The 12,189-nt window shown below is 39.1% G+C and carries 10 protein-coding genes; 6 read left to right on the top strand and 4 right to left on the bottom strand.

The genetic code is table 11. The features are described from left to right. Positions 1-4 precede the first annotated feature (4 nt). The 6 genes from B5D47_RS07585 (at position 5) to B5D47_RS07610 (ending at position 6,853) form a co-directional block, all read left to right on the top strand. Complete coding sequence (locus B5D47_RS07585; protein WP_078931230.1) at positions 5-1,300, top strand: V-type ATP synthase subunit B; 1,296 nt, start codon at positions 5-7, stop codon at positions 1,298-1,300. 23 nt (positions 1,301-1,323) lie between these two features. Then, entirely contained in the window at positions 1,324-1,965 is a 642-nt protein-coding gene (locus tag B5D47_RS07590) for a V-type ATP synthase subunit D (protein WP_078931231.1), read from the top strand. A gap of 8 nt (positions 1,966-1,973) precedes the next feature. Beyond that, complete coding sequence (locus B5D47_RS07595; protein ID WP_234969966.1) at positions 1,974-3,932, top strand: V-type ATP synthase subunit I; 1,959 nt, start codon at positions 1,974-1,976, stop codon at positions 3,930-3,932. Positions 3,933-4,012: 80 nt separating this feature from the next. After that, on the top strand, positions 4,013-4,441 hold the full coding sequence (locus B5D47_RS07600) for a V-type ATP synthase subunit K (protein ID WP_078931233.1): 429 nt from the start codon (positions 4,013-4,015) through the stop codon (positions 4,439-4,441). Positions 4,442-4,604: 163 nt separating this feature from the next. Beyond that, positions 4,605-5,723 (top strand): flavodoxin-dependent (E)-4-hydroxy-3-methylbut-2-enyl-diphosphate synthase, encoded by a 1,119-nt coding sequence (gene ispG / locus B5D47_RS07605; RefSeq protein WP_078931234.1) that lies wholly within the window; start codon positions 4,605-4,607, stop codon positions 5,721-5,723. Between the two features lie 38 nt (positions 5,724-5,761). After that, complete coding sequence (locus B5D47_RS07610; RefSeq protein ID WP_078931235.1) at positions 5,762-6,853, top strand: hypothetical protein; 1,092 nt, start codon at positions 5,762-5,764, stop codon at positions 6,851-6,853. Here B5D47_RS07610 and B5D47_RS07615 read toward each other — a convergent pair. From B5D47_RS07615 to B5D47_RS07630, 4 genes are all read right to left on the bottom strand, one after another. Then, positions 6,850-8,448, bottom strand: coding sequence for a BamA/TamA family outer membrane protein (locus B5D47_RS07615; RefSeq protein ID WP_078931236.1), 1,599 nt, complete (start codon positions 8,446-8,448; stop codon positions 6,850-6,852). The two genes, B5D47_RS07610 and B5D47_RS07615, sit on opposite strands and share 4 nt — an antisense overlap. After that, entirely contained in the window at positions 8,449-9,870 is a 1,422-nt protein-coding gene (gene wbaP, locus B5D47_RS07620) for an undecaprenyl-phosphate galactose phosphotransferase WbaP (RefSeq protein ID WP_078931268.1), read from the bottom strand. A gap of 66 nt (positions 9,871-9,936) precedes the next feature. Next, complete coding sequence (locus B5D47_RS07625) at positions 9,937-11,007, bottom strand: glycosyltransferase family 4 protein (RefSeq protein ID WP_078931237.1); 1,071 nt, start codon at positions 11,005-11,007, stop codon at positions 9,937-9,939. A gap of 21 nt (positions 11,008-11,028) precedes the next feature. Next, positions 11,029-12,144, bottom strand: coding sequence for a glycosyltransferase (locus B5D47_RS07630; protein WP_078931238.1), 1,116 nt, complete (start codon positions 12,142-12,144; stop codon positions 11,029-11,031). Between the last annotated feature and the right edge of the window lie 45 nt (positions 12,145-12,189).

Genomic DNA, 12,189 nt, shown 5'->3' on the forward strand with positions numbered 1-12,189 from the left:
AAAAATGAATAAAATATACAGCAAAATTGAATCAATCACTGGTTCCGTAATTACAGTAAAGGCAGAAGGCGTAAAATATAACGAACTTGCAGAAATTACAACCCGTTTTGGAAAATCTCTTGCAGAAGTAAACAAAATTGACGGTGATACAGTTTCTTTGCAGGTTTTTGCCGGCGGACGCGGTGTTTCTACAGGCGATCAGATTCGCTTTTTGGGACACGATATGCGTGTTTCTTTCGGTGATGATCTTTTGGGAAGAATCTTCAACGGTTCTGGAGATCCTCGCGACAAGGGACCTGCTCTTACTGAAAATATGACAGAAATTGGAGGACCTTCAGTAAACCCTTCAAAACGTATTCTTGCAGAAAGAATGATGAGAACAAACATTCCTATGATTGATATGTTCAATACTCTTGTTGTTTCTCAGAAGCTTCCAATTTTCTCTATTTCGGGAGAACCTTACAACCAGCTTCTTGCACGTATTGCCATGCAGGCTGAAGCTGATGTTATCGTTCTTGGCGGAATGGGTCTTAAATATGACGACTTCCTTTATTTCAAGAAAACTCTCGAGGAAGGCGGCGCGTTGAGCAAGACGGTTATGTTTATTCATACTGCCGCAGACCCAACCGTAGAATGTATCAAAATTCCTGATATGTCTCTTGCGGTTGCAGAACAGTTTGCTTTGCAGAATAAGGACGTTCTTGTTCTGCTTACAGATATGACTTCTTATGCAGACTCTATGAAGGAAATTGCAATTACTCAGGAGCAAGTTCCTTCAAACCGTGGTTATCCTGGCGATTTGTATTCTCAGCTTGCTGCCCGTTATGAAAAGGCCGTTGACTTTAAGGGAAGCGGTTCCATTACAATTCTGGCAGTAACAACAATGCCTGGTGATGACGTAACTCATCCGGTTCCAGATAACACAGGTTATATTACAGAAGGTCAGTACTATCTTAAGGGCGGTCGTATTGAGCCGTTTGGTTCGCTTTCACGCTTAAAGCAGAATGTAAACGGCAAGACAAGAAAAGATCACCGTGCGCTTATGGATGCTATGATTCGTCTGTATTCATCTTACAAAGACACCCTCGAAAAAAAGTCCATGGGCTTTATGATGTCAAAATGGGATGAAAAACTTTTGAAATACGGTGAGCTTTTTGAAAAAGAAATGATGGACTTGTCCGTAAATATTTCTTTGGAAAATGCACTTGATTTAGGATGGAAGATTCTTGCTGCCTGCTTTGACAAAGACGAAACAGGTATTAAATCTGAATTGATTGCAGAATTCTGGCCGAACAAATAATTCCTGCTTGGAGATAAAATTTAATGGCAAAAATTAAGCTGACTAAAAATGAGCAGAAAGCACAGAAAGACGCGCTGAAAATGTATCAGCGTTATCTTCCTACGCTCACGCTCAAAAAACAGCAGCTTCAGTCTGAAATCAGAACCATCGGCGCAAAAGCAAAAGAAGTTCGTCAGGCTAGAATTCGCCTTGAAGAAGAATTCAAGATTTGGATAGGCGTTTTTGGCGAAGAACAGGCTTTTAAAAGCGACATGGTTACGGTTCGGAACATAAAAAAGGGCACCGGAAACATTGCCGGTGTAACGATTCCAGTTTACGAAGGCGCGGATTTTTCTCGCGGAGATTACGATTTGTACGAAACTCCGCTTTGGATTGATCTTGCGGCTGACAGAATGGAAAAGGCCCTTTCGTTGGATCTTGAAGCTAGCGTGCTTGATGAACAGGTAAGATTGCTCTCAAAAGAACTGCGTACGACTTCTCAGCGCGTAAATCTTTTTGAAAAAGTAAAAATTCCTGAAGCAAAAGCAAATATTAAAAAAATTTCAGTTTATCTTGGCGACCAGCAGGTAAGCGAGGTTGTGCGTTCAAAAATCTCTAAGAAGAAGATTGATCAGCGTAACCGTGCTGCTGTTGCCGCGGCTGAAAAAGAGGGGGCTTGCTTATGATAGTCCCAATGAAAAAATTAAGCATAGTTGTTCTGGAAAAAGAAAGACGACAGGCCTTAAAGACTCTTCGCCGTCTTGGAGTGGTTCATGTTGAAGAAGTAAAAGGAGAAAGCGAAGAACTTTCATCTTTTAAGAATAAGAATTCAAAAATTGAACTTGCAATTTCTCTTTTGTCTGAAATCAAGACAAAGAAAATTCCAGAAACCTCAATGCTTTCAAAAGATGACTCCTTTGCTTTGGCAGACAAAATCATCAGTTTGACAGAAGAGAAGAAAAATCTTTTTTCTTCGATTGCGTCAGATAAAACGGAACTTGACCGTCTAAAAAAATGGGGAAATGTTGTTCCTGAAGATTTTGATTTTCTGGCAGAAAAAGGCGTTTATCTTTCAATGTACGAAATGCCGTCGTCTAAATATAATTCGATAGACGAAAGCATCGATACTTTGCTGGTTAACGACGATAAAGACATTTCGCGCTTTTTTGTGATTTCTGACCACAAATTGGCACAAAATGAGCGTCCGGAAAATCTTCCGCCTGAAGCATACCGTGTTGTTTTGCCAAAAAAATCAACGGTGCAACTGGCAGATACTATTGAACAGAATAAAAAGCGGATTACTGAAATTGATTCAGAGCTTGCAGATTCTGTGAAATATCTTCCATCACTTAAAAAAGCTGGCGAAAACTTCGGTAAAGATATTGAATTTGAAAATCTTTACAGCGGTATGGGTGTTGAAGAAAAAAATGAACAGAAGCCTGAAGCAGTGCGGCTTGCCTGGCTTACCGGTTATGTTCCCGCAGAAGAACTTGAAAAAGTCGAAAAAACAGCTGTTGAGAGCAAATGGGCGTTTGCCGCAGATGATCCTGCCGCAGATGACAATGTTCCGACAAAATTAAAGAACAATAAGTTTGTAAGTCTTATTTATCCAGTTACGGACTTTCTTGGAACAGTTCCAGGCTACAATGAATTTGACATTTCAAACTGGTTCCTTTTGTTCTTTACGATTTTCTTCGGCATGATTTTTGGAGACGGCGGATACGGCGGTCTTTTGCTTGCTGGCGGAATTCTTGCTATGGTTCCTTCTTTTAAGAAAAGACAGGCGCCTTCACCAATGGCTTTCCTGCTTTCTCTTTTAGGATTGGCAACAATGGTTTGGGGGGCCGTAACTTGTACCTGGTTCGGACTTACACCTGAGCAGCTGCCGGATTGCATAAAAATGCTTTCTGTTCCGGCCTTGTCAAACGTCACATCTGCAAAAGAAGGCGTTAAGATGGTTCTTCACAGTGCTTCCGGCGCAGTAACTGAAATATCGTATTCAGCATGGGTAAAAGAAAACCTTCAGATTTTCTGTTTTACGCTTGCTTTGATTCAGCTGGCTATTGCGCATTTGAAGGGCATTGCAAAAAATATACGTTCGCCGAAATTCTTGGGAGATTTGGGCTCGCTTCTCCAGCTTGGCGGCATGTACTATGTAGTTTTGAGTATGGTAGTTGATGGAATAAGATTCCCTCTTGGAATTACTCCTGAAAGTTACTGGCTTTTCGACAAAATTCCAGTTGCATATATTGCGCTTGGAGCAATTGCATTTGGTTTTGTCCTGAGTTTTGTATTCTCAAACTATGAAGGAAGCATAGGAAAGAGCATTCTTGAAAGCTGCAAGAACATTGTTTCTGTGCTTTTGGGCGTTGTAAACGTATTCTCTGATATTGTTTCTTACATCCGTCTTTGGGCTGTAGCCCTGGCAGGTGGAGCAATCAGTGCAACGGTAAATGAAATGGCAGGTCCAATGCTTGGTCATCTTGCAATGTTCATCTGCGCGATTTTGATTCTTACCGTAGGACATGGCCTGAATATGATTCTGAATGTTCTTTCGGTTATCGTTCACGGCGTACGTCTTAATACGCTTGAATTCTCAACGCACTTGGGAATGAGCTGGACAGGTTTTAAATACAGACCTTTCAGTGAATAAAATTTAAAAATCCAGCTGTTGTGTTGCAGCGGCTGGTTGAAATAAGAAATTGTCATAAACTTTATTAAAGGAGAAATATTATGGAATTTTTAGGACAGTTTGGTTGTGCAATTGTAATGGGTATTGCTGCTCTTGGTTCGGCAATTGGTATCATGATTTCTGGACAGGCTGCAATCGGTTCTTGGAAACGCTGTTACATGGCTAACAAACCGGCTCCGTTCATTCTTACTGTATTTGCAGGTGCTCCGTTGACACAGACAATCTACGGCTTCCTTCTTATGCAGACAATGATGGGCTCAAGTGCAGCTCCTGGTTTTAAGCTTGGTGTTGGACTTATGTCAGGTATTGCAATGTGCGCTTCTGCTATTGCTCAGGGAAAAGCTGGTGCTTCTGGTTCAGATGCTCTTGGCGAAACTGGAAAAGGCTTCTCTCAGTACATCATGGTTGTAGGTCTTTGTGAAACTGTTGCTTTGTTTGCAATGGTATTCTCAATGGTTGCACTCGGCTAAGATAAATAGTCTTTTGTAAATGGCGGTCAGATTTGAAGTTAAATGCTTTCATTTCTGACCGCTTTTTTTTGCTTTTTATGACATTTTGTATTTCCGCTAATAGTGCATTTTCATAAAGGTTCTTAAATTGCAATTTTTGCAGCTTAACATTATAATTTTAACTATGAAACAAGATTTTAAGACAGCCGGATTTAAGAAAACTAGAGAAGTTTATATAGGCGGCAATGGAAATACAGAGCGCATTACAATCGGAGGAGATTCTCCGGTTACAATTCAGACAATGTGGAAAGAGGGGATTACAGATGTAAAAGATAATCCCCAGAAAATTGAAAAAATTGTACAGCAGATAAACAGCTTAAAGCTTTTAGGTTGTGATATTATTCGTTTTGCTGTTCCAGATATGGAAAGCGCGGAAAGTTTTATTCAGATTTGCCGTGCTTCGACTATGCCGCTTGTTGCAGATATTCATTTTGATTACAGACTAGCATTAAAGTGTCTTGAAGGGCCTGTCGGTGCAATCCGAATAAATCCTGGCAATATCGGTGCCAGAGATCGTGTGGAAGCCGTTGTAAATGCCTGCCGGGATACAGGAACTGCAATCAGAATTGGTGTAAATACCGGTTCTTTGCCTCATGATTTAGCGGAGCAGGTTAACCTTGGAAAAATAAGCCGCGCTCTTGCTTTGAGCGAAACTGCCGCAAGAGAATCCGCCGTTTTTGATGAATTGAATTTCAATCAATTTGTTGTGAGTATGAAGGCAAGTTCTGTTCAGGAAACAATCGATGCAAACGAAGATTTTGCCCGCCGTTTTGAGATTCCTTTGCATGTTGGAGTTACAGAAGCAGGCCCTCTTATTACCGGTGTTGTAAAGTCGACACTTGCATTCAGCCATCTTTTAAAAGAGGGTATTGGAAATACAATCCGCGTAAGTTTGTCATCATCTCCGGAAAATGAAGTAATTACCGGACTTGAGATTTTGCGTGAATGTGGAAAAAGACAGGGCGGAATAAAACTTGTAAGTTGTCCTCGTTGCGGCCGTCTTGGTTTTGATGTGCACGGTTTTATGCAGCGCTGGCAAAATAAGCTTCTTTCTATGAAAAAAGACATTACTGTAGCAGTTATGGGCTGTGTTGTAAACGGACCTGGCGAGGGAAAACACGCAGACTTGGGAATTGCTGGTGCCGGTGGAAAGGCAATTCTTTTTAAAAAAGGCGTGATTGTCGAAACTGTGGATATAGAAAAAGCCGATGAAGTTTTTGAAAAACTTTTAAATGAATTTTAACTGCCGTTTGTGAACTTTACACAAAAAAAGGATGTTTTATGACAAAAAAATGTTTGTTATCTTTCTGTTTTCTTCTCAGTTTTTGTACATCAGTTTTTTGCGTAAGTTATTCCGAAAAATCCTGGAGAATTTTAGAGCAGGCTCAGGTGTGCTTTGATTCTGGAAATTACGGAGATGCCTTTAAATTTGCAAGGGAGGCTTTTGTTAGCCGAAAAAATGAGGCGGAAAACGAGTTTAATGTTTTGGACAAGGCTATTTCTCCGGCTCAGGTAAGAAGAGCTGGAGATGAATTTTCTGCCGTCCTTAAGGTTTTAAAAGAGCGTGAACAAAAAGAAGCTGTCGATATAATTGAAAAATACCTGAAACTTTACGGAAGCTCTTACTATAAAAACAGCATTCATAATATGCTTGACTGGCTAAAAGAACGAAACGTTTATCCTGAAGCAGATTATTTGACTGGAAAAATCTATCAGGTTGAAGGTGAATATGCGCAGGCTCTTTCTTTTTATGAGCGCGCATACAGTGAAAAAGACTATCTTGATGTTTCTGACGTCCAGTATGAAATTTTGTATTCGATTGGTTTTATTGCAAAAATAAATAGCGATTTTGAAAAATTTGAAAAAACTCTTCTTTTAATTTTGAACAGCGACGAATTTTTTAAGAACGAATTGCTGAAAAAATCGATTACAAAGGCAATTTCTGGCGATAAAAAAGAAAATGTTGACCGGATTTTTCTTCTTTATCGGGCGGATTCAAAATATTCACTTATGGCCTTGTCCGAATTGGGAGATTTATACGAAAATCGAAAAGAGTCAAAAAAGGCGCTTGAATGTTCTGCATTGGCGGCGGTCGAGTCTTTTACCCATATTTTAACTGCGATCGAACAGAGAAATTCCCAGTTTAAATACACATCGCTTGAAAAATTTTTTGAGGAATGTAAAAAATACGAGGAAATACTTGTTTGGGCTCAGAAAAATGATGTCTGGAATGTTTTTTATCAGCTTGCAAAAAGAGCTGGTGCAAATGGAAATATTATTTTCGCACAAGCCATGTATTCTGTAATGGCAGATTCGGTTCCAGATTCATATTACCGCTCTCTTTCTGCCAGCCAGTTAAACAGCGGTTTTTAGTAGAAGAGTCCGATTCCAATTGAAATTTCGAGTGCAGAAACATTTTTTCGCCATGAGTCGTCAATAAGTTTTGACACGGCTTTCTTTATGATTTTTCTTCCAACGTCAATTCCTGCGCTTGCACGTACAACAAGGCTTCGCCATTTTGCCGGATATACGAGAACTTCAAGACCTGCACCATACCATCCGTCTTTTATTGCAAATGTCTTTCCTGTAATCAGATTGTCTGCAAATGCAAAGTCGAAAAACGGCGAAATGTGCATTTCAAAATCAAAATAACGCATCCAGGTTAAGTGATTTGTAAGCCACGAATTTTCACCAAAACAGAATTTAGTGAATTCATTCCAGTCTGTCGTTAAAATGCGGATTGGAATATCTATGTTTCCGATAATTGCTGCCTGGGTGTTGAGCGCTTTTTGTGGTTCTCCAGAAAAACCTTTTGCTTCCCAGGCGTCGGTTTTATAGCGCTGGTCGTCGCGGATTCCACGGAGGTAAGAGCCAATCTGTGTATTTTGATTGTAGTTATAAAAACCGTAGAATCTTGAATTGATTCCGATCCGATTGTTAAAAGATTTGTAAAGCGAAACTGTTCCCGAGAGAGTTGCAATATATTCTTCTTTTTGGAAATTGTAGCCGACATACTGGTCAAAAGAAAGGTCAACTCCATCGCGGAAATTTTCATGCCAGTTTACGCGGCCTGTCGAAGCCGAGTGTCCGACTTTCAGAGTAGGGCTTGAAAGATCTTCGTTTTCCTTGTTTATGCCATTTTTGTCCCAATAGCAGTCATAAGAAACGTATGGCCCCCAATTTACATCTCCAAAGTTGTCAATTTTTGCAATTTTATATGGAAGGGAAAGAGTTGCTCCTTCTGTCAAAAACAGTTCATCATCGTATTCTGTGTAGTCAAAATTGCGTTCAATTCCCTGGGTTAGGTCAAGTTTCAAAGAGAAATTTTCGAAAGGAAGTTCAAAAACAAATCCTGTGTTATAAGAAAATTCCGATTTTGATTTTCCGAGCGTGTAATCAAGGCTAAAGCTGTTTTTCCATTTTGAATCGAGAACCCACATTTTAAACGGATAATCGTATTTTAAGTTTATGCCAAAGATAGTGTTATAATCGCTTGTGTCTGTGTCGCTGTCTTTTGGTTCATAGGAAAAATTAAAGTCTAAATCCAAAGTTTCGAGAGTGCCAAGAAAATTGGTGTCTTTTGCTTTTAATTTTAATACAAGACCATCGTTTGAATTGTATTTAGGATAAGGAACCATTAAAAAATGTTTTGAATCCTGGGTTGCAATATTGAGCGCGACATTTACAACTTCATCTTCGTCTGGAACCGAATCGTATTTTGCGTAAATAACAGTGGATTCAATGTTTCGTTCGTTTGCAAAAAGCTGTTTTATATTTTCGATATATGAATGCAGGTCATCGTAATTCTCAAAAATTCTTTTTTTGTCAATTTCAATGTTTCTTTCAAGGGCGTATGGCTTTGTAATTCCTGTAATATCGTAATTCACCTGATAGATTCTGTATTTTTCTGCTGCCAAAGAACCTAATGCAAGAAGAGAAGTAAAAATGAGCGAAGCCGAACGTTTCATTTAGTAAGCACCTTTTCCTTTTATAACGATGTAAATGGTCTTTATTATAATCCAGATATCAAGCCATACAGACCAGTTCTGAATATAATAAGAATCCAAGGTAATTCTCTCTTCGTAGCCTGTATCTGAACGGCCGGAAATCTGCCACATTCCGCTTAATCCCGGCTGAACGCTTAAAATAAGCTTTGCCTTGTCGCCGTATTTAGCAAGTTCTGGTGTTGTGACTGGACGCGGTCCAATAAAACTCATTTCTCCTGTAAGTACATTAAAAAATTGAGGAAATTCATCAAGACTTGTTTTTCTTAAGAATTTTCCGATTTTAGTTACGCGCGGATCATTTGTAAATTTCCGGTCTTTTTCCCATTCTGCCGCCATAACCGGATCTTTTAATATTTCATCGAGCATTTTGTCTGCATTTACGACCATTGAACGGAATTTCCAGCATTTGAATTCTTTTCCGTTTTTGCCGACTCTTTTGTGTCCATAAAAAACAGGACCAGGACTTGAAACTTTTACGCAGATTGCAGTAATCAGAATAACCGGAATAATCAGCGGAGAAGCGAGAAGAAGCAAAAAAAGGTCGACAATGCGTTTTATAAAGATGCTCAGTTTTTTTGTAAGATTGTGAGTCGAAGAAAAACCAAGAATTCCTCCAAAATCACGGACGTTTGCCGAAAGGGTGTTGAGTGCCTGTGCGTCAGGAATTGTTATCGTATAACGGAAATATGAATTTATCAGGTCGAAATTTTCTTCCCAGTCAATGATTATTGCGACTTTTATGCCAGTTTGTCTTATTACGCAGTCAAGCTCCCTTGAAGGTTTGTAGACTGGAATGTCTTTGTAAAGCGAATTTTCTGTAGCCTTGCTGTCTAAGATTATCGCCGGTTTATAACCAAGGTCTTTTCTGCTCAAAAGACGGTCTACGATAAAATAGTCTTTTTGACCGCAAAGCATTATTACGGCAGGAACGCCAAACCATTTTGTGTTTTTTAAAAGATGCCTTGCAAGCTCGCGTCCACATGGAAGAAAAACAAGGGCAAAAGGCGTAGCAAGAATAAATGCAATGACAATCGGCCATTTGTCATCGGCTTCTTCAACTGTAATAGAAAGAGCGATTCCTGTAAAAACAAAAAACGAGCAGATTGCAAATTTTTTAACTTCGTCTGCCGGTGGAAGCGAAATTCCTGGATAAAGCCCTGCTGCGTAAAAAACAGAAATCATCGGCAGAAGGTAAATCCAGTATGTTATGAATGACCGAAAGTTTATCCACGAATGGTTGATGAGGTTTATTATAAAAAATGACGTACCTATGGAAATCATAACCATAAGGCAGTCAATTACGGCGAGGGCAAATCCTGATGTAAAGGAACTTGTCTTCCAATACTTTTGATTAAAATAGGTAAGGTATTCTTTTTCGGTCATGGCAAATTTCATTATATAGAAATAACTTCTGCTAGTCTATTAAGTTACAAATGTATTAAAAATTAGTTAATTTGTTTTAATAACAGAAGTTATCTTTTGTGTAATCAAGGTTGCCGAACGTTTGTATGAATATTTTTCTTTCAGTTCGCCGAGCTCAATTTTCGCAGGATTTTTTTCAATTTCGAGCAGTTTTTCGCAAAGTTCCTGACTGTCGCCGGTTTTAAAGAACACAACAGGAAAATCGCTGTAAATTTCCTTAAAAACAGGAATATCCGAAATAATTGCAGGCGTTCCGCAAACCATGGCTTCTAGAGGAGGAATTCCAAATCCTTCGTATAAAGACGGCTGAACCAAAGCCAGAGATGATTCATAAAGTTCTTTTAAATTTTCGTTTGAAATTTTTCCTGTAAACTGAACCTTGTCTTCCGAAAAAGTTTCGAGCCTCTTGACAGTTTCTTCATCGCCAGTGCGGAAATTGTCCTTGTTTCCGACGATTACGAGTTTTGATTTTAAGCCTTTGCCGCAGGCTTTTTCAAAAGCGTCCAAAAGCGTTTTTAGGCCCTTGTGCTTTTTTATGTTGCCGACAAAAAGAATCGAATTTGTCTTTTGAGGCGGAGTTTCGTTTTTATTCGCCAAATACGATGGAAAAGAATTGTAGACAACATCAACAGGCTTTTTGCAGTTGAGTTTTTCTAGAATTCTTGATTTAGAGAATTCAGAAACCGTAAAGACAGTTTTTGATAAATTGACAGCGCGCTGATAGAAGAATTTTCGGGCAAGCCGTCCGATAAAACCCGTAAGTTCAGGAACATCAAGAAATACAATGTCGTGAATTGTCGTAAAAACCGGTACGGCTATTCCTGACGGAACATTGCAATATGGCGAAAAATAACACTGGTACGAGTTTATTTTTTTGATGATTTCTTTTGGAAACGAATAAATTTCTTTGAGAGAAAAACATGGAATGTCGCAAAAACAAAATTCAACATTTTGCATGCGCACAAAAGGCATACACTGTTCGTGAGTTCCGATTAAAAGACACTCGTTGTTTTCTAAAAAATATGGAATAAGCTCAGAAATAAAAGTTCCGATTCCTCCTGAACCAATCATGCGGCAGTCAATTGCAATTCTTAACATTTTTAACTTTCCTTATAAGAACTAAAACTTTTTTAAAGTCTGTTCAATTTCGTCTTTAATTTGGGCACAGAAACGTTCTGTCGAAAAACTTTTTGCATGAGAAGAAATCTCTGTCGGATTAAAACACTTTTGTTTTTCAAGGGTTTCAAATTCCTCAATCGCCTGCATAACGCTTTCTGTTTTTTGTTCCCTGAAAAAAACTCCGGTTTTTCCGTCGATTACAGTTTCGAGCGAGCCTCCCTTTGCAAAGGCAATTACCGGTCTGCCGCAGGCTTGAGCTTCAACAGGAATAATTCCAAAATCCTCTTCTGCGCTAAAAATCATCGCCCGGCACCGCATAAGATAATCCTGAACTTCGCTGTCGCTGATTCTACCTGTAAATTTTATGTCCGCGCCCTTGTATTTTGCGGCAAGAGCCTTGAGTTCTTTTTCCTGGCTTCCGCCGCCGATTACAACGAGTTTGCGTCCGAGTTCTCCGCAGGCAGAAATTGCAAGATCAATTCTCTTGTACGGAACAAAACGGCTAAAAACTACATAAAAATTTTCAGGCTCAAGACCATTTGGACAAAGCCTTTCAGTATCTACAGGAGGATAAATTACCTTGCTGTCGAGATTCCAATATTTTTTTATTCTGCGCTGAATATATTTTGAATTTGCAATCAGAGAATCAATTCTTTGTGAGGAAACAAAATCCCAAAGTCTTATAGAAGGCATAAATTTGTTCATGAAAAACGCAACAATTTTTTTAGAACGCTTTTGATATTCAAAAAACTGATCCCAGGCATACCGCATCGGAGTGTGGACATAGGCAATGTGCGGAACAGAAGGAGGAGTTATTACACCTTTTGCACAGCTTGAAGAAGAACACAGGACAAGATCGTACGAAGAAAAATCAAAACTTTCAAACGCTTTCGGCATAAGCGGCAGCATTTTTGTATAAAGTTTAGATGCTAAAGGAATTTTCTGCACAAAGGAAGCATGAACTTTTTCTTTAGGAAAAATTTTCCCCATCTTTTTTTCATCGTAAACAAGCGTAAAAATATCAGCGTCAGGATAAATCTTCAAAAAAGCCTCAACGACGCGTTCAGCACCGCCATAATTTACAAGCCAGTCATGAACAATCGCAACTCGGAACATAAAACCTCCGTAAAGTGTAAGACAAAATCCTAGCACAAAATAAAA

The sequence above is a fragment of the Treponema berlinense genome (assembly GCF_900167025.1).
In the GTDB taxonomy this organism is placed as follows: Bacteria; Spirochaetota; Spirochaetia; order Treponematales; family Treponemataceae; genus Treponema_D; species Treponema_D berlinense.

Bases quoted from the DNA above. Each gene is read 5' to 3' on its own strand.
- wbaP (WP_078931268.1), bottom strand. From the start codon at position 9,870: ATGACCGAAAAAGAATACCTTACCTATTTTAATCAAAAGTATTGGAAG.
- B5D47_RS07625 (WP_078931237.1), bottom strand. From the start codon at position 11,007: ATGTTAAGAATTGCAATTGACTGCCGCATGATTGGTTCAGGAGGAATC.
- B5D47_RS07615 (WP_078931236.1), bottom strand. From the start codon at position 8,448: ATGAAACGTTCGGCTTCGCTCATTTTTACTTCTCTTCTTGCATTAGGT.
- B5D47_RS07630 (WP_078931238.1), bottom strand. From the start codon at position 12,144: ATGTTCCGAGTTGCGATTGTTCATGACTGGCTTGTAAATTATGGCGGT.
- B5D47_RS07585 (WP_078931230.1), top strand. From the start codon at position 5: ATGAATAAAATATACAGCAAAATTGAATCAATCACTGGTTCCGTAATT.
- B5D47_RS07610 (WP_078931235.1), top strand. From the start codon at position 5,762: ATGACAAAAAAATGTTTGTTATCTTTCTGTTTTCTTCTCAGTTTTTGT.
- ispG (WP_078931234.1), top strand. From the start codon at position 4,605: ATGAAACAAGATTTTAAGACAGCCGGATTTAAGAAAACTAGAGAAGTT.
- B5D47_RS07595 (WP_234969966.1), top strand. From the start codon at position 1,974: ATGAAAAAATTAAGCATAGTTGTTCTGGAAAAAGAAAGACGACAGGCC.
- B5D47_RS07600 (WP_078931233.1), top strand. From the start codon at position 4,013: ATGGAATTTTTAGGACAGTTTGGTTGTGCAATTGTAATGGGTATTGCT.
- B5D47_RS07590 (WP_078931231.1), top strand. From the start codon at position 1,324: ATGGCAAAAATTAAGCTGACTAAAAATGAGCAGAAAGCACAGAAAGAC.